At 68.8% G+C, this 24,165-nt stretch carries 24 protein-coding genes; 9 read left to right on the top strand and 15 right to left on the bottom strand.

From position 1 onward, the window contains the following. Positions 1-25: 25 nt before the first annotated feature. The 5 genes from IG65_RS0102650 to IG65_RS0102630 form a co-directional block, all read right to left on the bottom strand. Positions 26-514: a hypothetical protein gene (locus tag IG65_RS0102650; protein ID WP_030513189.1), complete on the bottom strand. Its 489-nt coding sequence runs from the start codon at positions 512-514 to the stop codon at positions 26-28. Next, positions 511-1,266: a 4-hydroxy-tetrahydrodipicolinate reductase gene (gene dapB / locus IG65_RS0102645; RefSeq protein ID WP_030513188.1), complete on the bottom strand. Its 756-nt coding sequence runs from the start codon at positions 1,264-1,266 to the stop codon at positions 511-513. Before dapB ends, IG65_RS0102650 begins: the two co-directional genes overlap by 4 nt. Before the next feature lie 147 nt (positions 1,267-1,413). Then, positions 1,414-2,529 carry an alcohol dehydrogenase catalytic domain-containing protein gene (locus IG65_RS0102640; RefSeq protein WP_030513187.1) on the bottom strand — a complete coding sequence of 372 codons (1,116 nt, stop codon included), beginning with the start codon at positions 2,527-2,529 and terminating at the stop codon, positions 1,414-1,416. A 50-nt stretch (positions 2,530-2,579) separates the two neighbouring features. Further along, entirely contained in the window at positions 2,580-3,839 is a 1,260-nt protein-coding gene (locus IG65_RS0102635) for a pentapeptide repeat-containing protein (protein WP_051755149.1), read from the bottom strand. A gap of 187 nt (positions 3,840-4,026) precedes the next feature. Next, complete coding sequence (locus IG65_RS0102630) at positions 4,027-5,232, bottom strand: MFS transporter (protein WP_030513185.1); 1,206 nt, start codon at positions 5,230-5,232, stop codon at positions 4,027-4,029. 96 nt (positions 5,233-5,328) lie between these two features. Between IG65_RS0102630 and IG65_RS0102625 the strand changes: the two genes are divergently transcribed. Then, entirely contained in the window at positions 5,329-5,673 is a 345-nt protein-coding gene (locus IG65_RS0102625) for a helix-turn-helix transcriptional regulator (RefSeq protein WP_030513184.1), read from the top strand. A gap of 1 nt (position 5,674) precedes the next feature. Here the strand turns inward: IG65_RS0102625 and IG65_RS0102620 are convergent, their stop codons facing one another. The 4 genes from IG65_RS0102620 to IG65_RS0102605 all read right to left on the bottom strand — a co-directional run bounded on the left by IG65_RS0102620 (position 5,675) and on the right by IG65_RS0102605 (position 11,292). Beyond that, a complete protein-coding gene (locus IG65_RS0102620) occupies positions 5,675-6,991 on the bottom strand; it encodes a pitrilysin family protein (protein ID WP_030513183.1) in 1,317 nt (438 codons plus the stop codon). A gap of 181 nt (positions 6,992-7,172) precedes the next feature. After that, entirely contained in the window at positions 7,173-9,458 is a 2,286-nt protein-coding gene (locus IG65_RS0102615; protein WP_030513182.1) for a polyribonucleotide nucleotidyltransferase, read from the bottom strand. A gap of 405 nt (positions 9,459-9,863) precedes the next feature. Further along, positions 9,864-10,133, bottom strand: a complete 270-nt coding sequence (rpsO, locus tag IG65_RS0102610) for a 30S ribosomal protein S15 (RefSeq protein ID WP_030513181.1) — start codon at positions 10,131-10,133, stop codon at positions 9,864-9,866. 175 nt (positions 10,134-10,308) lie between these two features. Then, positions 10,309-11,292, bottom strand: a complete 984-nt coding sequence (locus IG65_RS0102605) for a bifunctional riboflavin kinase/FAD synthetase (RefSeq protein WP_030513180.1) — start codon at positions 11,290-11,292, stop codon at positions 10,309-10,311. 390 nt (positions 11,293-11,682) lie between these two features. On the opposite strand from IG65_RS0102605, the gene IG65_RS0102600 reads away from it, so the two are divergent. After that, positions 11,683-12,345 (top strand): metal-dependent transcriptional regulator, encoded by a 663-nt coding sequence (locus IG65_RS0102600; protein ID WP_051755147.1) that lies wholly within the window; start codon positions 11,683-11,685, stop codon positions 12,343-12,345. 52 nt (positions 12,346-12,397) lie between these two features. Here IG65_RS0102600 and IG65_RS0102595 read toward each other — a convergent pair whose 3' ends face one another. Further along, a complete protein-coding gene (locus tag IG65_RS0102595) occupies positions 12,398-13,459 on the bottom strand; it encodes a tartrate dehydrogenase (protein ID WP_030513178.1) in 1,062 nt (353 codons plus the stop codon). Continuing rightward, positions 13,459-14,934, bottom strand: a complete 1,476-nt coding sequence (locus IG65_RS0102590; RefSeq protein WP_036522751.1) for an NAD-dependent succinate-semialdehyde dehydrogenase — start codon at positions 14,932-14,934, stop codon at positions 13,459-13,461. Before IG65_RS0102590 ends, IG65_RS0102595 begins: the two co-directional genes overlap by 1 nt. A gap of 150 nt (positions 14,935-15,084) precedes the next feature. On the opposite strand from IG65_RS0102590, the gene IG65_RS0102585 reads away from it, so the two are divergent. Next, positions 15,085-16,326, top strand: coding sequence for an aspartate aminotransferase family protein (locus IG65_RS0102585; protein WP_030513176.1), 1,242 nt, complete (start codon positions 15,085-15,087; stop codon positions 16,324-16,326). A gap of 35 nt (positions 16,327-16,361) precedes the next feature. Beyond that, a complete protein-coding gene (locus IG65_RS0102580; RefSeq protein WP_030513175.1) occupies positions 16,362-16,862 on the top strand; it encodes a DUF3830 family protein in 501 nt (166 codons plus the stop codon). 60 nt (positions 16,863-16,922) lie between these two features. Here the strand turns inward: IG65_RS0102580 and IG65_RS0102575 are convergent, their stop codons facing one another. Both IG65_RS0102575 and IG65_RS0102570 read right to left on the bottom strand, forming a co-directional pair. After that, positions 16,923-18,314 (bottom strand): amidase, encoded by a 1,392-nt coding sequence (locus IG65_RS0102575; RefSeq protein ID WP_231509019.1) that lies wholly within the window; start codon positions 18,312-18,314, stop codon positions 16,923-16,925. Positions 18,315-18,325: 11 nt separating this feature from the next. Next, complete coding sequence (locus tag IG65_RS0102570) at positions 18,326-19,291, bottom strand: D-2-hydroxyacid dehydrogenase (RefSeq protein WP_030513173.1); 966 nt, start codon at positions 19,289-19,291, stop codon at positions 18,326-18,328. 85 nt (positions 19,292-19,376) lie between these two features. Between IG65_RS0102570 and IG65_RS0102565 the strand changes: the two genes are divergently transcribed. Genes IG65_RS0102565 through IG65_RS0102555 form a run of 3 tightly spaced genes read left to right on the top strand, consistent with a single transcriptional unit; the run spans position 19,377 to position 21,527 of the window. Continuing rightward, positions 19,377-20,117 carry an Asp/Glu/hydantoin racemase gene (locus IG65_RS0102565; protein ID WP_030513172.1) on the top strand — a complete coding sequence of 247 codons (741 nt, stop codon included), beginning with the start codon at positions 19,377-19,379 and terminating at the stop codon, positions 20,115-20,117. Positions 20,118-20,125: 8 nt separating this feature from the next. Beyond that, positions 20,126-20,872, top strand: a complete 747-nt coding sequence (locus tag IG65_RS0102560) for a maleate cis-trans isomerase (protein ID WP_030513171.1) — start codon at positions 20,126-20,128, stop codon at positions 20,870-20,872. Further along, a complete protein-coding gene (locus IG65_RS0102555) occupies positions 20,859-21,527 on the top strand; it encodes a GntR family transcriptional regulator (RefSeq protein ID WP_030513170.1) in 669 nt (222 codons plus the stop codon). The genes IG65_RS0102560 and IG65_RS0102555 overlap by 14 nt, the downstream gene beginning before the upstream one ends. 8 nt (positions 21,528-21,535) lie before the next feature. Here the strand turns inward: IG65_RS0102555 and truB are convergent, their stop codons facing one another. Further along, positions 21,536-22,459, bottom strand: coding sequence for a tRNA pseudouridine(55) synthase TruB (truB, locus tag IG65_RS0102550; RefSeq protein WP_030513169.1), 924 nt, complete (start codon positions 22,457-22,459; stop codon positions 21,536-21,538). Beyond that, positions 22,459-23,142: a 4'-phosphopantetheinyl transferase Npt gene (gene npt / locus IG65_RS0102545; RefSeq protein WP_030513168.1), complete on the bottom strand. Its 684-nt coding sequence runs from the start codon at positions 23,140-23,142 to the stop codon at positions 22,459-22,461. Before npt ends, truB begins: the two co-directional genes overlap by 1 nt. Positions 23,143-23,300: 158 nt before the next feature. Here npt and IG65_RS0102540 point away from each other — a divergent pair, with 158 nt between their 5' ends. Beyond that, complete coding sequence (locus IG65_RS0102540) at positions 23,301-23,798, top strand: GNAT family N-acetyltransferase (RefSeq protein WP_030513167.1); 498 nt, start codon at positions 23,301-23,303, stop codon at positions 23,796-23,798. Positions 23,799-23,887: 89 nt separating this feature from the next. Beyond that, positions 23,888-24,118, top strand: a complete 231-nt coding sequence (locus tag IG65_RS0102535; RefSeq protein ID WP_030513166.1) for a DUF6374 family protein — start codon at positions 23,888-23,890, stop codon at positions 24,116-24,118. The last annotated feature ends 47 nt before the right edge of the window (positions 24,119-24,165 follow it).

Genomic DNA, 24,165 nt, shown 5'->3' with positions numbered 1-24,165 from the left:
CGAGCCTAGTGGGGCCGGCGGTGCGTCAGGACCCGGTCCGGCGTTCGACGCGCTCGAGTTCCACGGCGCGGCGCATGGTTTCGCGAGCGCGCGAGCGGTCGCCGGCGTAGTCGTAGGCCCGGGCGGCGCGATAGTTGGTGCGCCAGTTGTCGGGGTCGGCTTCCCACTCTTTCTTGACCTGTTCGAACAGTTCGTCGGCGGCGGCCTTCTCCAGCCGGCCGGAGGGGCGCCGGGGCAGGTCGGAGACGTCGAGTTCGAGGCCCTCGTCATGGATGCGCCGCGCCAGATGCTGGTGGGCGAGGGCGGCGCGAATGCTGGTGGCCACTACCCACACTCCGAGGATCGGCAGGATCAGCACGCCCACGCCCATCGCGACGGCGGCGGGCTTGCCCGAGGTCATCAGTTCGATCGCGATGCGACCCAGCAGCAGGAAGTAGAAGGCCAGCGCGACGACCAGGAAGACGATGAAGGCGACGATGCGCAGCACCTGTCGCCCGCTGTCGCGCTCGTTCACAGGTCCAGCAGCGGATCGAGCCCGACGGTGAGGCCCGGGCGGGCGCCGATCTGGCGCACACCCAGCAGTACACCCGGTGCGAAGGAGGTGCGGTCGATCGAATCGTGGCGGATCGTGAGCGTTTCGCCCTGGGTGCCGAACAGCACCTCCTGATGCGCGACCAGCCCGGCCAGCCGCACCGAATGCACCCGCACCCCGTCGACGCTCGCCCCGCGCGCGCCGTCGAGTTCGGTGGTGGTGGCATCGGGGCTCGGGCCCACGCCGGCCTGCTTGCGGGCCTCGGCGATGATGCCGGCGGTGCGATAGGCGGTGCCGGAGGGTGCGTCGGCCTTGTTCGGGTGGTGCAGTTCGATGACCTCGACCGAATCGAACCAGCGGGCGGCCTGTTCGGCGAACCGCATCGACAGCACCGCGCCGATGGCGAAGTTTGGGGCGATCAGCACGCCCACCTCGGGATTGTCCGCCAGCCAGGAGCGCACCTGCGCGAGCCGGGATTCGTCGAAACCGGTCGTGCCGACCACGGCGTGAATACCGTGTTCCACCAACCACTTCAGATTCGGCATCACCACGTCGGGGTGGGTGAAGTCGACCACGACCTGGGCGCCGGCCTCGGTGAAGGCCTCGAGCGCGTCGTCCTTGTCGACCCCGGCGACCAGCTCCAGGTCGTCGGCGGCCTCGACCGCCGCGCAGATCGCCTGCCCGACCTTGCCCTGCGCGCCGAGTACGCCCACCCGGATCCGGTTCGTCGCCACCGTGAACTCCTCACATACCGTTCGATGCCCGTTGCCGTCAGAGCCTATCGGCAGGGGTGCCGGGCGCCACCACACCGGTCACCCGGAAGTCGCGTGCGTCACCCGGCGCGACCACCGAGAGCCGATGGCAGAGGCGAGGCCGGCGACTCAGTCGAAGACGATCACCTGACGCAAGGCGTGCCCGGCGGCCAGCTCGTCCATGGCGTGGTTGATCTCGTCGAGCCGGATACGCGAGGAGACCAGTCGTTCGACGGGCAGCCGGCCCTCCCGCCACATCCGCACGTACTCCGGGATGTCGCGCGCCGGAACCGCCGAGCCGAGGTAGCTGCCCACGATGGAACGTCCCTGCGCGACCAGACCGAGCGGTGAAATACTCGCGCGCGCTTCGGGATTGGGTAGCCCGACGGTCACCGTGGTGCCGCCGGGCGCGGTGGCCGCCACCGCGGTCTCGAAGGCCCGCACATTCCCCGCGGCCTCCACCACGACCTCCGCCGCGATGCCGCGCTCGGCCACCTCCACCGGCGTGTAGACCTGCGTGGCGCCCAATTCCTTTGCCAGCGTGAGCTTTTCGGGCACGGTGTCGACGGCGATGACCTCGGCGCCGAGGCTGTCCCGCAGCGAGGCGGCCGCCAGCACGGCGGCCATACCCACGCCACCGAGACCGACGACCATGATGCGGTCCCCCGCGCCGGGCCGGGCCGAATTCAGCAAGGCCCCGCCGCCGGTCAGGACCGCGCAGCCCAGTACGGCGGCGACCTCCGGCGGGACATCGTCGTCGACCGGCACCACCGACCGCCGATCGACCACGGCGTGGGTGGCGAATCCGGAGACGCCGAGATGGTGGTGGACGGGTCCGTTCGCGCGGCGCAGTCGGCGGCCGCCGCCCAGCAGCTCGCCCTCGTTGTTGGCGACGCTGCCCGGCACACACGGGGTGCGGCCGTCGGTGGCGCAGCCCTCGCACTGTCCGCAGCGCGGCAGGAACGTCATCACGACCCGCTGGCCGACCCGCAGATCGCTGTCGCCGGGACCCACCTGCTCGACCCGTCCGGCCGCCTCGTGGCCGAGCAGCATCGGCACCGGCCGCACCCGGTTTCCATCCACCACCGACAGGTCCGAATGACACAGTCCGGCCGCCTCGATCCGGACCAGCAGCTCCCCCGGTCCCGGCTCCGCCAACTCCAGATCCTCGATCACGATCGGGGTCGAATCGGCATAGGGAGTCGGGTCGCCGATCCGCTCCAGCACAGCACCACGAATCTTCATGGCACCGACGGTACCGGGCGAGCGCCGCGCCGAGTACCGGCGCCGACTACTCAGTCCTCCAGTGGTCCGACGACCGAACCGGCGCCGGCGGGAAGACCCGCCTCCTCGGCATCCGACTCCACCGGCGCCGGGTCCGGTGCGCTCGGGCCGCACGGCCACCCCGGGATGAGGGCGTGCTCCGCCGACACCGTGCCACGACAGGTGACTCCCCGGAGATCGACATCGGGCACATCCCGTTCGCCACCGATGCGAGCGTTGTCGAACACCGTGTCGCCGGAGTCGAAACGTGTGTCGGCACAGGTGATTCGCGAGCTGACGACCACGATGCCGTCGAAACGCGCACTGTCCCCCGCCACCTCGACGCCGTCGAAGAAGGTGCTGTCGGCGGTGAAACGCGCCCGGCTGAACGACGTCGTCGGGCCGGTGAACCGGGCGCCGGTGAATCGTGTTCGGGGCCCGCCGAATTCGGCCTCGGTGAAGTCGGCCTTCCCGCGGAAGACCGCACCTACGAAGCTGGTGCCGGCGCGCCCGGTATAGACGTCACCCGAGGTCGGGGTGAATTTCGTGCCCCGGAACAGCGCGTCGCTCTCGAAGTGCGCGCTGTGGAACGTCACGTGCGTGCCGACGAATTCCACGTTCTCGAAGTTGGCGGACCGCTCACCGATGAAGCGGGTACCGCGCAGATGCGTATGCCCGCCGGCGAAGACCGCCCAGCGGAAGTCGACATCCTCGAGCACCGCGTCGTCGAAGTTGAAATCGCAGTGCGACCACGATGTTTCGGCCTGCGGGCGCAGATGGGTCACGATCACCGCGACGATGGTGCGCCGCACCTCGCGATCGTTCTGCCGCAGCTGGTAGGCGCGCTCCACCTGCGGCCCGCCCGCTCCGTCGGTGATCTTGCGAGAGCTCAGGTGGGTAGCCCCTTCGTCGGGGTCGTAGGGCAGTCGCAGATAGCCGCACAGCACGTCGATGCACTGCTGGCGCATGCCGCGCGCGGCGAATTCGTCGGCCACCCCCGCCATCGCGTAGACGCCCGCCATGCGCACCGCGACATCGGCATTACCCAGTTGCGCCGCGGCGGCCCCGAACAGCTGCGCGAAGCGGCCGCGTTCGTTGTCGCGCTGTTTGCGATAGGCCACAACCAGCGCTACCGCACCGCCCACACCGGCCGAGACCGACAACGCGATCTTCGTCAGATCCAGCTGGTTCGGCGTATCGGCCTTCGCGCCGAGCGCGAGCCACAGCACCCACCAGGCGATACCCGCGATCGCCAAACCGCCGAGCACCACCGAGACGACCGATACCAGCAATGCCGAACGTTGTATCCGCTGAGCCTGCCGCTGCACAAATGTCCCCCGCCGAGCCATGGGCGCATAGTAACGACAATTCCGGATCCGCCACAGCCGGTGGAGGATTCGGCCCGGCCGAACGACGATGCGGCGCCCGCCTTTCGGGCGGACGCCGCATCGTCTTGTCCGGCAGACTGTTTCGCGCCGATCAGTTCGCCGCGCGACTCCCGCGCACCCCGATCGCGGCCGCGGTCAGGCAGGCCGCGGCGACCACCACCACGAACCACGGGAAGATCGTGCCCATCCCCCACTGCGTGGCCGCCCAACCGGCCAGCACGGTCGGCAGGGCCATCGCCGTATAGGCCAGCAGGTAATAGGCGGACATGGTCTCGCCGCGCTTGTGCTGCGGCACCACATTCGACAGATGCCGCAGCGATCCGCCGAAGCCCAGGCCGAAGGTCGCGCCGAGCAGAACACCGGCCAGCAGCACCACGACCCAGTTGTGGGTCGCCAGCGCCGGAATGGTCAGCAGCAGCGCGATCGCCATCCCGGTATCACCGCCGACGGCCGCGCGACGCGCCGGAATCGCGGTCGCGAACAGCTGAGCCAGCGCCCCGGCCGTCGCGGTCGAGGCGACCACGGCACCACCGAAGACCAGATTGTGCACGCCGGTCTTCTCCGCGGCCAGCGAGGGATACAGCGACAGCAGCACACCCAGTACCGACCAGGCCGCCATGACGCCCAGCGCCGAGAACCAGAAATCGGCCCGGATCTCCTGCGGTACCGCCGGTTTCGCGATCCGGATGGGACCCGACATCCGCGCGGTGTGCGTTTCGGTCATCACCACCACGCCCACGCCGATCAGCAGGCAGAACACCGTGATCACCACATACGGCGTGCGCAGCGGATGCGGAACGTACTGGGCGAGCAGTGCCGACCCCAGAATGGCCACGGCCATACCGACATTGAAGGCCACACCCGTCAGCTGCCCCGACCGCGCGCCGTGCTGGGGACGCAGATCCAGCAGCGCCGCCGCCCCGGCGACGACGGTGGCACCGACGGCCACACCGTGCAGCGCCCGCGCCACCAGCAACATCGCGACATTGTCGGCGAACAGGAAGACGATCAGCCCGAGCACCATCGTGGCGAGTGCGCCCAGCAGCACCGGCTTGCGGCCGACCACATCGGAGATCTTGCCCGACACCAGCACCGCGGCCAGGGCGGCGACGGCGTAGACGGCGAAGACGATGGTGGTGGTCAGCGGCGAGAAATGCCATTCCTTCTGGTACAGGCCGTAGAGCGGCGCGGGAACACCGGACACACCGAGCGCTACTCCACTGGCGACCAGAATCAGTGCATAGGCCCAGGACTGTGTGGTCCGCTGAGCCGGTGCAACCGTGACAGTTGCGGCCATCGATTCTCTCCATCAGGTAAGTTTGATTGCGATCGAACTCAACCACCGTAGCGATGGTTTGATTCCCATCAAACCGAATTTCCCGTGAGAAAGATCATGAGCGACAGCAACAAGACCGTGGAATCGCATCCGGTCGCCACCGTGCAGGAGGTGCTCGGTGCCCTGCACGACCCGGTACGACTCGAGATGGTGCGCAGGCTCAGCAATGCCGGCGGCCCGGTGCGCTGCGGCATGCTCTACGACACCATCAACAAATCGACCGCGACCCACCACCTGAAGATCCTGCGCGAGGCCGGGGTCACCGAACGCATCGTCGCCGACGGCCAGACCTATGCCCGGCTGCGCTCCGAGGAGGTCGAGCACGCCCTGCCCGGACTGCTCGCGGCGGTGGTGGGCGCCGCCAATCGCGCGGGCGACTCCGGCGCCGCACCGCGCGACTGACTCAGTCCACCAATCGCTTCACCGCACCGGGCAGGTCGCGCGCGCGCCGATACGGCCCCGCCACCGAGGCCGCGTACGGCCGCGCCAGCAGGGTGCGAGCGATCGCGGAGACCTCCGCGGTGGTGACGGCATCGATGCGCGCCAGCGTCTCCGAGACGCTGCGGTGATTGCCGTAGCTGAGTTCACTGCGGCCGATGCGGTTCATCCGGGAGCCGGAATCCTCGAGGCCCAGCACCAGCCCGCCGCGCAACGAGCCCTTGGCCCGTGCGCATTCGGCGTCGGTGATCCCGTTCGTGGCCACCTCGTCCAGCACCTCGCGCGCCAGCGTCGTCACCTCGGCCAGGTTCTCCGGCTGACATCCCAGATAGACCGAGAACGCGCCGGTGTCGGCGAAGGTGTCGACACTGGAGTACACCGAATACGCCAGGCCCCGTTCCTCCCGAATCTTCTGGAAGAGACGGGAACTGAGCCCGCCGCCGAGCACGGTGTTCAGCACCGACAGCGGCCAGCGCTTATGCCCTTCGTGCCGGCCGAACGCGCGCACCCCGAACACCAGATGCGCCTGTTCGCTGTCACGGTAGGTCCACTGCAACTGCGGTGACGTGCGCTTGCGGAAGTGGCCCTCCCGGCGCGGCGCCGGTTCCCGCAACGGATCGAGCCGGTCGGCGAACGCGCGGTGCACCAGCTCCACGGTGTGTTCGTGCTCGATATTGCCGGCCACCGCCACGACCATCCGGTCCGGACGGTAACGCCGCAGATGAAACCCGCGCAGCTGCGCGGCCGTCATCTGCTCGATCGAGTCGACGGTGCCGATCACCGGCCGCCCGATCGGATGATCGCCGAACAGCGCGGTCAGGAACGAGTCACCGACCAGGTCCTCCGGATCGTCGTCGCGCATCGAGATCTCCTCGAGCACCACCTGACGTTCCACGTCCACATCGATCGGCCGGCACAATCCGTTCAGCACCACGTCGGAGACGACGTCGACCGCGAGCGGCAGATCGTCGTCCAGTACGTGCGCGTAGTAGCAGGTCTGCTCCTTGGCGGTGAACGCGTTGAGTTCTCCGCCGACCGCGTCGACGGCCTCGGCGATGTCCAGCGCCGTCCGAGTCGGGGTCGCCTTGAACAGCAGGTGTTCCAGGAAATGCGCGGCGCCGGCCACGGTGGGGCCCTCATCGCGCGAACCCACACCCACCCACACGCCGATCGATGCCGATCGCACGCCGGGCACATGTTCGGTGACCACCCGCAATCCGCCGGGCAGTACCGTACGCCGGACCCCCGTGTCGGAGAACGAACCGTCCTCGGCGAGCACCAGCGAAGAGCCCCCCTGCTCGAGGGCGAGCAAGGGGGCGTCGGCGCTGGGGGTCTTCGCCGGAGTCCTCGCGCGCGAGGCTTGCTTCGTCTTCGGCGCGCGAGCTGTGCTGCCCGGCGCGCGCGTCGAAACCGAGGGCTTCGCGGCGCGCGCCGAGGACTTCTTCTTCGTCACATCCAACTATTTACTCGGCCGCGGCCTCGGCTGCAGCCGGAGCCTCGTCGGCGGCGGGGGCGGATGCCTCTGCGGCGTCTTCTTCGGCGACCGGGACCAGCGAGATCTTGCCGCGGTTGTCGATATCGGCGATCTCGACGCGGATCTTGTCGCCGACGTTCACCACGTCCTCGACCTTGCCGACCCGCTTGCCGTTGCCCAACTTCGAGATGTGCACCAGACCGTCGCGGCCCGGCAGCAGCGAGACGAACGCGCCGAAGGCGGTGGTCTTGACGACCGTGCCCAGGAAGCGCTCGCCGACCTTCGGCAGCTGCGGGTTGGCGATGGCGTTGATCGCGTCGATCGCGGCCTGCGCCGACGGGCCGTCGGTCGCGCCGACGAACACGGTGCCGTCGTCCTCGATGGAGATGTTGGCGCCGGTGTCCTCGGTGATCTGGTTGATGACCTTGCCCTTGGGCCCGATCACCTCGCCGATCTTGTCGACCGGGATCTTGATCGCGGTGACGCGCGGCGCGTAGGGGCTCATCTCGTCCGGGGTGGCGATGGCCTCGGCCATCACGTCCAGAATGGTCAGGCGCGCGTCGCGAGCCTGGTTCAGCGCACCCGCCAGCACCTTGGAGGGGATGCCGTCGAGCTTGGTGTCCAACTGCAGTGCGGTGACGAAGTCCGGGGTTCCGGCGACCTTGAAGTCCATGTCACCGAAGGCGTCTTCGGCGCCGAGGATGTCGGTCAGCGCGACGTAGCGGGTCTCGGTCTCACCCTTGTCGTTGGTGACCTCGTCGGACACCAGGCCCATCGCGATACCGGCGACCGGCGACTTCAGCGGCACACCCGCGTTGAGCAGCGACAGCGTGGAGGCACACACCGAACCCATCGAGGTGGATCCGTTGGAGCTCAGCGCTTCCGACACCTGACGGATGGCGTAGGGGAACTCCTCCTGGCTCGGCAGTACCGGAACCAGCGCCCGCTCGGCGAGCGCGCCGTGGCCGATCTCGCGCCGCTTGGGCGAGCCGACGCGGCCGGTCTCACCGGTGGAGAACGGCGGGAAGTTGTAGTGGTGCATGTAGCGCTTGCTGGTCTCCGGGCCGAGCGAGTCGACCTGCTGGGCCATCTTCACCATGTCGAGGGTGGTGACGCCCAGGATCTGGGTCTCACCGCGCTCGAACAGCGCCGAACCGTGCGCCCGCGGCACCACGGCGACCTCGGCGGACAGTGCCCGGATGTCGGCCAGGCCACGACCGTCGATGCGGAAGCCGTCGGACAGGATGCGCTGGCGCACAAGCTTCTTGGTGACCGAGCGGAACGCCGCGCCGATCTCCTTCTCGCGGCCCTCGAAGTCCTCGGTCAGCGCCGAGAGCACCTCGAGCTTGATCTCGTCGATGCGCTCCTCGCGCTCCTGCTTGCCGGCGATCGACAGCGCCTCGCCCAGCGGGTTCTTCGCGGTGCCCTCGACAGCGGTGTAGACGTCGGCCTCGTACGGCGGGAAGAGCGGGAACTCCTCTGTGGGCTTGGAGGCAAGCGCCGCCAGGTCGGCCTGCGCCTTGCACAGCCGCGCGATGAACGGCTTGGCGGCCTCGAGACCTTCGGCCACAACGGTTTCCGTCGGCGCCTGAGCACCGTCCTCGACCAGGGCGATGACCTTCTCGGTCGCCTCGGCCTCGACCATCATGATCGCGACGTCACCGGATTCGACCACGCGGCCGGCGACGACCATGTCGAACACGGCCTCTTCGAGCTGCTCGACGGTCGGGAATGCGACCCACTGGCCCTGGATCAGGGCCACCCGCACACCGCCGACCGGACCCGAGAACGGCAGTCCCGCAATCTGAGTCGAGGCGGAGGCCGCGTTGATGGCGACCACGTCGTAGAGATCGTTGGGATCCAGGCTCATCACCGTGACCACGACCTGGATCTCGTTGCGCAGGCCGTCGACGAACGACGGGCGCAGCGGACGGTCGATCAGGCGGCAGGTCAGGATCGCGTCGGTGGAGGGCCGGCCCTCGCGACGGAAGAACGAGCCGGGGATGCGGCCCGCGGCGTACATCCGCTCCTCGACGTCGACCGTCAGCGGGAAGAAGTCGAACTGGTCCTTGGGGTGCTTACCGGCCGTGGTGGCCGACAGCAGCATGGTCTCGTCGTCCAGGTAGGCGACGACGGAGCCGGCGGCCTGCTTGGCCAGGCGCCCGGTCTCGAACCGGACGGTGCGGGTGCCGTAGCTCCCGTTGTCGATCAGGGCCACCGATTCGAACACACCGGGTTCGACCTCGATGGCGGAGCTCGTCTGGGATTCGGTCATATTTCTGTCTCAACCTCTCGTCTCGCCGGATCGAACGCCGTCGAGGCGCGATCCGGCTGGGTGTCCCCGCGCTGTTTCATCCCTGCCCGGAGGCAGCGGCTTGTCTGCGCGAGGGCAGCCGTACCCGGGCTCGGGCGCGCGACAGCCCTCCTGGCTGTGGCGCGACACCCGGCCGATCCCCCATGGAACCGGCGACGCGGAGGCGGTCATCGATCGAAGCCCGCCGGCAACTCTCGCCGAAAGGCCACTACCGAAGACCGACGCCACGCGTGCGGGTGCATACGGCTGGTGCGGTGCCGATATACGACTAGCCGACGGGGAGATTCTATGCCTCCCCGTCGGCTGCGCGTTAACTACCTGTGATTGTCAGCGCGTCTGTCTCGCGTCCGTGCGGGCGCGAACAGATCAACGCCGCAGTCCCAGCCGCTCGATCAGCGAACGGTAGCGCTCGATGTCCTTGTCCTGCAGGTACTTCGACAGCCGCCGGCGGCGACCGATCAGGCCCAGCAGGCCGTGGCGGGTGTGGTGATCGTGCTTGTGCACCTTCAGGTGCTCGGTCAGGTCGGAGATCCGCTTGGACAGCATCGCGATCTGGGCCTCCGGCGAACCGGTGTCCTTCTCGTGCAGGCCGTACTCCTTGAGGATGGCCGACTTCTGCTCGGTGGTCAGAGCCACGAATTCACTCCTTGTTTTTCAGTCCGCGCTCGAGGAGACCGGGAAACCCCGGGCGGGCGCCACCGCGGACCGCAGCAGACCCGACGAGCCAGCCTACCGGATCACCGCACGTCGGACCGAATCGGCCCGAGCCGGCCGGCCCCACACCGGGGATCTGTTCGGCCGGCGGATTCGCTCAGCGCTGGGCGTCGCTCGCCTCGGCGGCGGCCAGCACCTGCCGCGTCTGTTCGACGTCGTCGCCCATGGCCCGGACCAGATCGTCGATCGAGTCGAAGCGGCGCATACCGCGCAGATGCTGCACGAAGTCCACGGCGACGTGCTGGCCGTACAGATCCGCCTCGGTGTCGAGGACGAAGGCCTCGACCGTGCGGGTGCGGCCGGAGAAGGTCGGGTTGGTGCCCACCGAGATCGCGGCCATGGCCCGCTTGCCCGGCCGTGTGACGCCGACCGTCTCTCCGGCGGCCAGCACGGTGAACCAGCCCGCGTATACGCCGTCGGCCGGGATCGCCGCATGCATCGGCGGAGCCACGTTGGCGGTCGGGAAACCGAGTTCGCGACCGCGGCCGTCGCCGTGGACGACGACACCCTCGACCCGGTGCGGGCGGCCGAGCGCGTCGGCGGCCGCGGCCATGTCACCGGCGTCGACACAGGCCCGGATGTAGGTGGAGGAGAACGTGACCGCGTGTTCGCCGACCAGCTTCACACCGTCGACCTCGAAGCCGAACCGGCCGCCCAGCTCGCGCATGGTCTCGACGGTGCCGGCCGCCTTCTTTCCGAAGGTGAAGTTGTCGCCGACCACGACCTCGGCGACATGCAGCTTCTCGACCAGAAGGTCGTGCACGTAGCGGCCGGGGGTGAGCTTCATGAAGTCCTGGGTGAACGGCATCACCAGGAACACATCGATACCGAGTTCCTCGACCAGCTCCGCGCGCCGGGTCAACGTGGTGAGCTGCGCCGGATGCGATCCGGGACGCACCACTTCCATCGGATGCGGGTCGAAGGTCATGAGAACCGAGGGAACACCGCGCACCGCAGCGGATTTCACCGCACGGCTGATCAATTGGGCGTGACCGCGGTGCACACCGTCGAACACGCCGATGGTGAGCACACACCGACCCCAGTCCGGTGGCATTTCCTCGAGACTTCGCCATCTCTGCACACACCGAAGCCTACGCAAGCGCGGTCACGAACCGGGATTCGGCGGGGCGGTTGTTCACCCGACCGTCACCCGCACGCGGCGAGCGCGAGGTTGTGCGGGCTTGCGGGCTGCGGCCGCAATGGCCCCGCTGTACCTGATGGCGGGTCCGCGGCGGCCTCCGTGGTTACGCAGGCTGCCTCCTCCGGCCGCAACGCCGCCCCCGCTGTGCTCGATCGCGGGGTTCGCGGCGGCCTCCGTGGTTACGCAGGCTGCCTCCTCCGGCCGCAACGCTGCCCCCGCTAAGCTCGATACGTGCCCGGAAAACGTGATGTCGCCACCCGGCGTGAGCTGGCAGATTCCGCTGCGTCACAAGCGTCTCCCGATGCGGGGGCGGCCGGGCGCGCGGCGAATGTGGCCCCATCGCTGTCGTCGGTCGCTCAGGATTATCTGAAGGTCATCTGGAGTGCGCAGGAGTGGTCGCAGGAGAAGGTGTCGACCAAACTGCTGGCCGAGCGGATCGGTGTGTCGGCGTCGACGGTGTCGGAGGCGGTGCGCAAACTCGCCGATCAGGGCCTGGTCGAACACGCCCGCTACGGCGCCATCACGCTGACCGACAACGGCCGCCGGGCCGCCGTCGCCATGGTGCGCCGCCATCGGCTGATCGAAACGTTCCTGGTCAGCGAGCTCGGCTACGGCTGGGACGAGGTGCACGACGAGGCCGAGGTGCTCGAGCACGCGGTGTCGGAGACCCTGGTGGAACGCATCGACGCCAAACTCGGCCATCCCGATCGCGATCCGCACGGCGACCCGATCCCCTCCGTCGACGGTGCGGTCCCCACACCGCCCGCCCATCAGCTCAGCGACTTCCAGGCCGGACAATCCGGCCGGGTGGCGCGCATCTCCGATTTCGATCCCGCCATGCTGCGGTATTTCGATTCCGTCGGCATCGCGCTCGACACCGTGATCACCGTGGTGGAGCGGCGCGATTTCGCCGGCACCATCGCGGTGCGGATCGGCGAGCACACCATCGACCTGGGAAGCCCTGCGGCAGAAGCGATCTGGCTGACCTCCTGACCGGCCACCGCAGCGCCGCCCCGGCACCGGGAGTCGCGGCGTATCGCCGTCCCTACTGTGTGACCAGCGCCGCGGCGCGCTCGGCGATCGCGGTGCCGAGTTCGGCAGTGGTCGCCGTACCGCCCAGATCGGGGGTGAGCACCTCCCCCGCGGCCAGCACATCGCAGACCGCGCGGTCGACGGCCGCGGCCGCCGCGGATTCGCCCAGGTGGTCGAGCATCATCGCGCCGGCGAGGATCTGCGCCACCGGATCGGCGATGCCCATACCCGCGATATCGGGCGCACTGCCGTGCACCGCCTCGAACATCGAGGGCGCCTCGCGCGCGGGATTGATATTCCCCGAGGGTGCGAGCCCGAGCCCGCCGGTCACCGCGGCGGCGAGGTCGGACAGGATGTCGCCGAACAGATTCGAGCCGACGATCACGTCCAGCCGATCCGGATGCAGCACGATCTCCGCGGCCAGCGCATCGACATGCATCTGCCGCGTCTCGACGTCCGGATACTCGGCGGCGATCCGCTCGAAAACGCTGTCCCAGTATGGCATCGAATGAATGAGGCCGTTGGACTTGGTGGCCGAACACAGTCTGCGGTCGCGCCGGCGCGCCTGCTCGAACGCGTATCGGATGATGCGTTCACATCCGGTGCGGGTGAATATCGATTCCTGAACCACGAATTCGTCCGGCCGCCCGGGATTGTGCATACCCCCGATCGCGGAATATTCGCCCTCGGAATTCTCCCGCACGATGAGGATGTCGAGATCGTCGGCGCCGCGTCCGCGGAGCGCGGATTCGGTGCCGGGCAGCAGCCGGACCGGGCGCAGATTCACATACTGCCCGAAGGCGCGCCGCAGTGGGATCAGCAGACCCCACAGCGAAATATGGTCGGCCACACCGGGAAATCCCACGGCGCCGAGCAGAATCGCGTCGAAATCCGTCAGCTGCTGCGGACCGTCCTCGGGCATCATCGCGCCGGTGCGCAGATATTGCTCACAGGACCAGTCGAATTCGGTCCAGGCGATGCCGGGCAGAACCGCGTCGAGAACCTTGACCGCCTCGGCCGTGACGTCCACGCCGATACCGTCGCCGGGAATGGTGGCAATGCGATACACCGGCATCACAGTGCCACACCGATGTATTTGGTCTCCAGGAATTCGTCGATGCCGGTGAAGCCGCCCTCGCGTCCGAGACCCGATTCCTTCACTCCGCCGAACGGCGCCGCCGGATTGGACACCACGCCCTGGTTTAGTCCCACCATGCCGGTGTCGAGCGCTTCGCTCACCCGCAATCCGCGCCGCAGATTCTCGGTGAACACGTACGCCACCAAACCGTAGGGCGTGTCGTCGGCGCGTTCGATCACCTCGTCCTCGGTGTCGAAGACGGCCAAACCCGCTACGGGGCCGAAGATTTCGGTGCCGAACATCGCGGCGTCGTCCGGGACACCGGTCAGCACCGTGGGTGGATAGAAATATCCGGGTCCTTCGGCGGCGTTTCCGCCGAGCAGGACGGTGGCGCCGCGCCGGCGCGCATCGGCGACCAGTTCCGACACCTTCGCGACCGCGGCGGCGTCGATCAGCGGTCCGACCACCACGCCGGGATCGGCCCCGCGGCCCATCGGCAGGGCCGCCATGCGTTCGGTGAAGCGGCGGGTGAATTCGTCGGCGATGCCGCGTTGCAGGTAGATCCGGTTGGCCGCGGTGCAGGCCTGGCCGATATTACGCATCTTCGCCGCGAGCGCGCCCTCCACCGCGGTATCGAGATCGGCGTCGTCGAACACGATCAGCGGGGCGTTGCCGCCCAATTCCATCGACGTGCGCATCACGGATCTCGCGCACTGTTCCAGCAGCAACTTCCCGACCGCGGTCGATCCCGTGAACGACAGTTTGCGCGAGCGCGGATCCGCGATCATCGCGCCGGTCACCGCCGCCGGATCGGAGGTGGTCACGACATTGACCACGCCGTCGGGAACCCCTGCGGCGGACAGTATTTCGGCGATCGCCAGGGTGCACAGCGGCGTCTGCTCTGCGGGTTTGACCACACAGGTGCAGCCCGCGGCCAGGGCCGGGCCGATCTTGCGGGTCGCCATCGCCATGGGGAAGTTCCACGGGGTGATCAGGATGCTCGGTCCTACGGGCCGGCGCGCCACCACGAAGCGGGATCCACCGGCCGGCGCGGGCATATATCCGCCGTCCAGCCGCACCGCCTCCTCGGCGAACCAGCGGAAGAACTCCGCCGCGTACGCGACCTCGCCGCGCGCCTCGGCCAGCGGTTTGCCCATCTCGGCGGTGGCGATGCGGGCGAGCCGGTCGGTGTCGTCGAGCATGGCCCGATGGGCGCGCATCAGGATCTCCGACCGGGTCCGCGCGGGCACCTCGGCCCACGCGTCCTGAGCCGCTGCGGCCGCGGCCAGCGCGGCGACGCCGTCCTCGGGACCGGCATCGGCGACGGCGGTCAGGATCTGACCGGTGGCCGGGTCCTCCACGTCCAGCCGGGTGGCGACCTCGCGCCGGCGCCCGCCGATGAACAGGCCGGTCGGCACGCTGTCGATCGCCGCGCGCGTCGCGGCATCCGGATCCGCAACGGTATACGTCATCGCTCGCTCCTCTTCTCGGAACAGCAGGTCGGTTCGGCGCAGTCGTTGCCGTCACCGTCGCGGCCATGTTATACACATTGTCAACAATCCGACAATAAGAATCCGGCCGTCACCGGTGCGGATTTCCCGTCGCCCGGGAGGCGGATCACCATGACTGCACTTTCCCCCGTTCTCCGGCAGGCCACGCCGGTCACCGTCGATCACGGCGAGGGCTGCTACCTGTACGGCACCGACGGTCGCCGGTACCTCGACTTCACCGCCGGGATCGGCGTCACCAGCACCGGGCACTGTCATCCGCGGGTGGTCGAGGCCGCGCGCGAACAGATCGGCAGCCTCATCCACGGCCAGTACACGACGGTTATGCACCGGCCGCTGCTGCGGCTGACCGAACGGCTCGCCGATGTGCTTCCCGCCCACCTGGATTCGGTGTTCTTCGCCAACTCCGGCAGCGAGGCCGTGGAGGCCGCGCTGCGGCTGGCCCGGCAGGCCACCGGCCGCCCCAATGTGGTGGTGTTCCACGGCGGCTTCCACGGCCGCACGGTCGCCGCCGCGACCATGACCACGTCCGGAACCCGCTTCTCGGCCGGTTTCAGCCCGCTCATGGGTGGTGTGCACGTGGCGCCGTTCCCCACTGCCTACCGCTACGGCTGGTCGGAGGAGGAGGCGACCGATTTCGCCTTGCGCGAGCTCGACTACATCCTCACCACGCTCACCGCCCCGGCCGAGACGGCCGCCTTCATCGTCGAACCCGTGCTCGGCGAGGGCGGCTACATCCCGGGCAACACCCGGTTCTTCCAGGGCCTGCGCGAGCGCGCCGACCGGCACGGCATCCTGTTGATCTTCGACGAGATCCAGACCGGGTTCGGCCGCACCGGAAAGTTCTTCGGGCACCAGCATTTCGACGTGCAGCCCGACGTCATCACCATAGCCAAGGGGTTGGCCAGTGGTTTTCCGCTGTCGGGAATCGCCGCGCCACAGGAGCTGATGGCCAAGGCCTGGCCGGGATCTCAAGGCGGCACCTACGGCGCCAATGCCGTGGCCTGCGCGGCCGCGGTCGCCACGATCGACGTCATCGAATCCGAGGGGCTGGTGGACAACGCCGCCGCCCGCGGGGACCAATTGCTGGCAGGCGCCCGGGCCTGCGCCACCAAGGCGATCGGCGACGTGCGCGGCCTCGGCCTGCTCGTGGGCAGCGAATTCACCACGGCGGCAGGCGAACCCGATACCGCCACGGCCGCGGCGGCCCAGCGGCTGGCCGCCGAGCGCGGCCTGCTCCTGTTGACCTGCGGGGCCTACAGCAACGTCGTGCGAATGATCCCGCCCCTGATCGTGACCGCGGAGCAGGTCGACGAGGCGCTGGCGCTGTGGACCGGCGTCCTGGACGAGCTGTAGCGATACCCACGTCCCGAGCGGAACAGGAGATCTCGATGGCCCGATACATCACCATCACCCTGACCAAGGCCGGCGTGCGGGCTCGCGCGCGACTGCTGGACGAGCCGGCCCCGCACACCTGCGCGGCGGTGTGGGACGCGCTGCCGCAGGAGGGCGACGCATTCCACGCCAAATACGCCCGCAACGAGGTGTACACCCTCGTGCCGCGCATCACCGCCGCGCCGCATCGCGAAAACCCCACCGTCACACCGATTCCCGGTGACGTCTGCCTGTTCGACTTCGAACCGTGGGAGATCGGCAATCCCGCCTACGGCTACGAACCGGGCTCGGCCGCGCACGACGCGCAGGGCGCCACCGATCTGGCACTGTTCTACGACCGCAACAACCTGCTGATCAACGGCGATATGGGCTGGGTTCCGGGCAATGTGTTCGCGACCATCGAGGAAGGACTGCCGGAGCTGGCCGCCGCGTGCAACGCGCTGTGGCTGCGCGGCGTGGAAGGCGAAACACTGTCCTTCACACGGTCTTCGGAGTAACGACACGTCGCAGGTGCGACTGAGCGGCCCGGTCCGAACAGGTCCGGGCCGCGTCGCATTTCAGCTCAGCACCGCCTCGGCGAAGCGGGCCACCGCGAGCACGAAATCGTCGGAGTGGCGCGGCCCGACGATCTGCAGCCCCACCGGCATTCCCGCCGCGGTCCGCCCGGCGGGAATGGTGATCGCCGGCTGCTGGGTGAGATTGAACGGATAGGTGAACGGGGTCCACTGCGGCCAGCTGTCCATCGAACTACCCGGTGGCACATCGTATCCCGCGTCGAATGCGGTGATCGGCATCGTCGGCGTGACGAGGACGTCGTAGGCGGTATGGAAGGCCCCCATCACGATGCCGATCTCCGCCGCCACCGCACGCGCCTCGATGTAGTCGACCGCGCTCAGCGTGCGGCCGCGGTCCCACATGGCGCCCAGGCCGGGATCGACCCGCTCCCGGGTGCCCTCGGGGAACGTCGAGAGCATGGCCGCTGCACCGGCCGCCCACATCGTTTCGAACGCCGCGCGCGGATCGGCGAATCCGGGATCGGCCTCGACCACCCGTAGACCGGCCTCGTCGAGCGCCCGCACCGCCGCCGCGACGACCGCCGCGACCTCCGGATCGACCTGCGCGAAACCGAGATTCGCCGAAAAGCCGACCGTCGCACCGCGCACCTCGCGCTGCAGTTCGCCACGAAAGGTCAGCAGCGGCGGCGCACCCGCGGTCGGATCGCGGTGATCGGGCAGCGACAGGATGTCCATCAGCAGCGCCACGTCCTCGACGGTGCGCGCGATGGGCCCGGCGTGTGCCAGCGGCCCGAACGGGCTGGCCGGGTACAGCGGGACGCGGCCGTGGGTGGGCTTGAATCCCACCACGCCGCAGAACGAGGCCGGAATCCGGATGCTGCCACCGCCGTCGGTCCCGATCGACACCGGTCCCATGCCGGCCGCGACGGCCACCGCCGAACCGCCGGAGGAACCGCCGGACGTCTTGTCCGGGTCGACCGGATTACGGGTGATTCCCGTCAGCGCGCTGTCGGTGGTGGCCTTCCACGCCAGCTCCGGCGTGGTGGTCTTACCCAGGAACACGAGTCCGTCCTCGCGCAGCCGGGCGGTGGCCGGGCTGTCGACCGGCCACGGCACATCCGGCCGGATCGAGGTCGAACCGCGCAGCGTCGGCCACCCCTCGGTGAGGAAGATGTCCTTGATCGAGATCGGCACGCCGTCGAGCAGGCCCTGCGCATGACCACCCTGCCAGCGCGCCTCGGACTCCTTGGCCTGCACCATCGCCCGCTCCGGGTCGACCAGGCAGAACGCGTCGAGGACGTCGTCGCGGGCCGCGATCGCGTCCAGCGCGGCCTGGGTGGCCTCGACGGGAGACAAGACCCCGGCCGAATAGGCGGCGGCCAACTCGGCCGCGGTCATCGCCGCGGGGTCGGTCCCTGTATCGGGGTGGGCCATCGTGACTCCCTTCAGCTGGGCACGTAACCCAGCTTCTTGTCGACCACATTGTGTAAGGGCTGACCGCTTGCCCACCGCTCGAAATTCTCGGTGAACGCGGCGACGATCTCCGCCCGCCAGCCGATGAAGTCGCCGCTGTTGTGCGGGGTGACAACGACATTGGGCAGATCCCACAGCGGGTGGCCGGCCGGCAGCGGTTCCGGATCGACCACGTCCAGCGCCGCACCGGCGAGCACACCGCCGCGCAGCGCCGCGACCAGATCGTCGGTGACCACGGATTCCCCACGCCCGACATTGATGAAACGCGCATGTGGCTTCATCGCCGCGAAGGCGCTCGCGTCGAACATGTGCCGGGTCTGCGGGGTGAGCGGCGTCACGCAGACCACGTAATCCGCCCCGGGCAGTTCGGCGTGCAAATCGGTTGCCACCGTGCCGAAATCGGGATCGCCGATGCGCGCGGTCCGCCCCACCCCGCGCACCCGCATCCCGGCCGCGCGCAGCAGGCGGGCGATCGCGCGTCCGATCGAGCCGGTGCCGACCACCAGCACCGCGGCTCCCGCCACCCGCTCGGATTCGCGGTGGCGCCACTGGTGACGCTGCTGCAGCCGCAGCGATTCGGGCAGATCCTTGGCGAAGGCGAGCACCTGGGCGAGAACGTATTCCGCGATGGGCTCGTCGAACAGGCCGCGGGTGTTGGTGACCTGTACGTCGCTGTCGATCAGTGCGTCGAACATCACGGCGTCGACACCCGTGCCGCCCACATGCACCCACCGCATCCGATCGGCGCGATCCCAGGCGCCGGGCAGGGCGGTGCTGCGGAAGTCGTAGACGAACAGCGCCTCGGCGCCGGGCAGCGCGTCCGCGAGCGACGCCCAGTCGGCGAAGCGGACGGTGGCTTGCTCCAACACCGGACGCATAAATTCCGCGTCGGGCTCGACGCCGTCGTGCAGGACGGTGACAACTGGGCCCGCGTTCATATTGACAGGCTAAAAACCCATCGTATGCTTGTCAACAATCCGATTGTGCGCGGAGGATTGTCGCCCGAACGCGAGAGGGGCCCTCGTGGAACTGAATTTTCCCGAGTTGGACGGGCCTGTCGCGCAACGGGGCATCGGGATCATCGCGCCGTTCGATCTGGCGCTCGAGCGCGAACTGTGGCGGTGGGCTCCCCTGGAAGTGAGCCTGCATCTGGCGCGCACGCCGTACGAGCCGGTGCCGGTCTCGCTCGAGATGGCCGAATTGGTCTCCGACGCAGCACATCTGACCGCGGCGACGCGCAACGTCCTGCACGTGGAACCCGAGGTGATCGCCTATCTGTGCACCTCGGGCAGCTTCATCAAGGGGCTGGCCTACGAACGGGCGCTGCGCGACACCATCTGCCGGGCCGGCGCCCGCGACGCGATCACCACCTCCGGCGCACTGGTCGAGGCCGTGCACAAACTGCAGTTGTCCAAGATGTCGGTCATCACGCCCTACGACGAGATTCTGACCACGAAGCTGCACGAGTTCCTGCACGAGGCCGGTTGCGAGGTCCTGCGATCGGATCATCTGGGACTCGGCGGCGGCATCTGGAAGGTCAGCTATCGCACGATCGCCGAGCGCATCATGGCCGCCGACGATCCCGCCGCGCAGGCCATCTTCGTCAGCTGCACCAACCTTCCCACCTACGACCTGGTCGAACCGCTGGAACAGCTGCTCGGCAAACCGGTCCTGACCGCCAACCAACTGACCATGTGGGCCTGTCTCGGACGGATGAAACTGCCGATGATGGGCCCGGGCAAGTGGCTGCAGAACGTTTTCTAGGAGGCGCTGTGGAACGGACACCGACCGTCGGATTCATCTATCCCGATCACGCCGCCGAGGACGAATATCCCTGGGCAGCAGCGCATCTCGGCGTCGATCTTCGTGTCGCGCACATCTACGGCACCGACCTGCACGCGGTGCCCGAACTGCTCGAGCTGGGCAGTCCGGACAAGTTGCGCCGGGGCGCGGATCTGCTGGCGCCCTTCGATCCCCTGGCTGTGGTGTGGGCCTGCACCTCGGGCAGCTTCGTCTACGGGCCGCAGGGTGCGCGCGAACAGGCGGAGGAGCTCTCCCGGATCTGCGGCGTCCCCGCGTCGAGCACCAGTTTCGCGTTCGTGGAGGCGGTGCGGGCGATAGCCGCCGGCCGCGTCGCCGTGTGCGCGAGCTATCCGGACGAGGTCGCCGCCCTCTTCGTGGACTTCCTCGACGCCGCCGGCATCCGGGTGGTCTCGATGTCGAGCGCCGGAATCGACACGGCCGCCGAAGTGGGGACGCTGACACCGTCGCAGGTGCTGGACCTGGCGGCGGCGAACGACCATCCCGACGCCGAGGCGCTGCTGATTCCCGATACCGCGATGCATACGATACAACTGCTTCCGGAGCTGGAATCAGCGCTCGGCAAGCCGGTACTCACCGCGAACCAGGTCACCGTCTGGCACGGGCTGCGACTGGCGGGACTGCCCGCCCACACGCCTGCGTCCGGACCGGGGCTCGGAACGCTCTTCTCGGAAAGGCCGATTCATGTCGGTGATTGAGTTCGAACCCGTGAATCGGCAGTCCACGGCGGAGATGATCGCCGACCGGCTGCGCGCGGCGATCGTGCGCGGCACGCTGGCGCCGGGGACCCAACTGGTGGAGGCCGAACTGGCCGCGCAGTTCGACGTCTCGCGCGGACCCGTCCGGGAGGCCATGCAGCGCTTGGTTTCCGAAGGGCTGCTGCACAGCGTGCGGCATCGCGGCATCTTCGTCATCGAACTCAGCCTGGCCGACGTCGTCGACATCTACCGCGCCCGCACCGCGATCGAGGGCGGTGCGCTGGACCTGATCCTGGACGGCCGCCGCGAGATCGCCTACGAGGCCTTGCAATCGAGCGTCGCCGATATGCAAGCCTGTGCCGAACGCGGCGATGCCACCGGCGTCACCGATGCCGACCACGAATTCCATCAGGCGCTGGTCACCAGCGCCGACAGCCCGCGGCTGGTGCGGGCCGCGCGGACACTGCTGATCGAGACCCGGATGTGCCTGGGCGCCCTGCAGACGACCTACACCGACCTCGGCGAGCAGGTCCGCGAACATGTGGCGCTGCGCGAGGCCATCGCCGCCGGCCCGCCGCGCGATGTGCACGAACTGCTCGTCGGGCATATGCGCGACGCGGTCGATCGGCTCCGTGAGCAGATCGGCGAAGGATAGACCTGCACTCAGTCGATGAGCCCGCGCGGGCGCACCACGAAGACCGGCGAGGAGCGCTTGCCCTTCTCCTCGAGCAGGGCGATGGTCCGGCCGTCGGTGGTCGTGGCCGCGTGCACACCGCGCAGGCCGACCGGGTCCAGCCAGCGCCCGTCGCGCAGCGATTCGGCCTGTTCGGCGTCGATCTCCCGATGCGGAAAGGCAAGGCGCACAGCGGCATCGACGTCGAGATTCAGGCTCGGATCGTCGGCGAGCTGCTCCAGGGTGCGAGCGTGTTCGAGAGTGAACGGGCCGACCCGGGTGCGGCGCAACGCGGTCAGATGTCCGCCGACCCCCAGCGCGGTGCCGAGATCGCGGGCCAGCGCCCGGATGTAGGTGCCCGAGGAACAGTCGACCTCGACGTCCAGATCGACGAATGTCGTTGCGCCGGTGTCGATATCACGCCGGTCCAGGATATCGAACCGGGAGACCGTGACCGGCCGGGCCGCCAGTTTCACCTGTTCACCCGCCCGGGCGCGCGCGTACGCCCGCTCACCGTCGACCTTGATCGCGCTCACCGTCGAGGGCACCTGCTCGATATCGCCGGTGAGCGCGGCGACGGCCGCGGCGATATCGGCGTCGGCGAGATGGCCGGCGGGGATGGTGGCCAGCACCTCACCCTCGGCATCGTCGGTGACGGTGGCCTGGCCGAGGCGAATCGTCGCGGCATAGGACTTGGTGGTCAGGCTCAGCAGGCCCAGCAGTTTGGTGGCGCGCTCGACGCCGAGCACCAGCACGCCGGTGGCCATCGGGTCGAGCGTGCCGGCGTGGCCGATCTTCCTGGTATGCAGGATCTTCCGGCAGCGTGCGACCACGTCGTGGCTGGTCTGCCCACCGTCCTTGTCGATGATCAGCAGACCGCCGAGCGGATCGACGATCGCCTCGCGTTCGGCCATCAGCCGGCCACGATCGCGGTCAGGATCAGCCCCTCGGCGATCGTCCAGCGGCCGTCGAACGCGGTCAGCGGCGCACCGCCGTCGAGGGTCTGCCCGGGAACCAGCAGCGCACTGTGAAAGGTGCCCGCAGTGCCGGTGTCGTCGACGGTGAAGGTGATGTGGGCGTCCTCGAAGCCGAGCCAGCGCTGGGTGAGCGGGAACCACGCCTTGTAGGTGGCCTCCTTCGCGCAGAACAGCAGCCGGTCCATATGCAGTCCGGTCGCGGGGATCGCGCCGCGCAGCCAGTCCCGTTCGGCGGGCAGGCTCACCGAGTCCAGCACCCCCTCGGGCAGCGTGTCGTGCGGTTCGGCGTCGATGCCCACCGACCGCCAGCGCAGCCGATGCGCCAGCACCGCCGCTCGGTACCCGTCACAGTGGGTGAGGCTGCCGACGACTCCGCGCGGAAACAGCGGCATCCCGCGCTCGCCCTTGCCGATCGCCGCCGGCGGCTCACCGAGCTGGGCCAGCGCCAGCCGCGCACAGTGCCGGGCGCCGATGAAATCGCGCCGCCGCTTCTCGACCGATTGCGCGATCAGATGTTCCTCACCGGGATGCGGTTTCAGATCCTCCGGATACCGCAACAGCTCCGCCGCGGCAACTCCCGCGGGCAGAATGCTGCCGATGACGCGCGCCTGTTCCTCGATGACCGCCTCCTGAGTCGACCCTGTCTGCGCTACGAGCCTAGCGGTGCGGGCGGTACCCGGACTCAGCCAGCTTTGGGGACGAGGCAGCGGCCCACCGCAGAAGGCGCACCGGAAAATGGGAGGATCCGTCGGGGTCGAAGGCCGTAGAGTCGCGCGACATGCCCCATTCGGTCGCCACCGCCACACCTGCTGACGAGCCCCTGCTGTGGGCGATGCTGTTCGAAGCCTCCCACGCGGCCGAACAGAACATGACTTCGGACGAACTGCGCTCGGTGCCCGAACTCGCACGCTATGTCGAGGGGTGGGGCCGCCAGGGGGATCTCGGGGTCGTCGGCGGGCCTACCGGCGGCGCAGGTGCCGCCTGGCTGCGACTGTTTCCCGCCGACAACCCCGGTTACGGATACGTCGACGACGCGACACCCGAACTCGCGATCGGAGTGGCGCCACAGCTGCGCGGCAGCGGGCTCGGCACCACCCTGCTGCGCCGTCTGCTGGCGGATGCCCGGCAGCGCTACGACGCGGTGAGTCTCAGTGTGCGGCAATCCAATCCGGCGCTGCGGCTGTACGAGCGACTCGGTTTCGACATCGTCCCGGGCTCGCATGTCGTCAACCGGGCCGGTACGACGAGCGTGACCATGGTGCATCGCTTCCGCTGAACCGGCGAGCGTCCGCACACCGGACACCGACCACTACAGAGCGAAGCCTGGTATCGAAAGTATGTTCGAATTGGAGTAATCTCCCGCGCATGGAGCTCACCCCGCTGGAGTACGCACGACTGAACCTGGAACAGGTACGAGCCCAACTGGTCGACGCAGCCGCCTTCGACAAGGCGCTGACCCCCGATCAGCTCGAGCGGGCCGCGTGGAAGATCCGTGAGGGGCTGCGGATCTACCGCGAGCACACCGAATCGCCCCGGGCGGGCCGGCCCGGCAGCGCATGTCTGGACTACCGCGGCGCACACCGGCGTCCGTGGTGACGCGCCGTCCCGCGCACGCCGCTGCGGCCTGTCACCGCAGGTCGGCG

Source organism: Nocardia sp. NRRL WC-3656, assembly GCF_000720265.1.
Taxonomy (GTDB): Bacteria; Actinomycetota; Actinomycetes; order Mycobacteriales; family Mycobacteriaceae; genus Nocardia; species Nocardia nova.
Note: the sequence above shows the minus strand (reverse complement) of the source record. Positions and strands in the feature narration are given on the sequence as shown.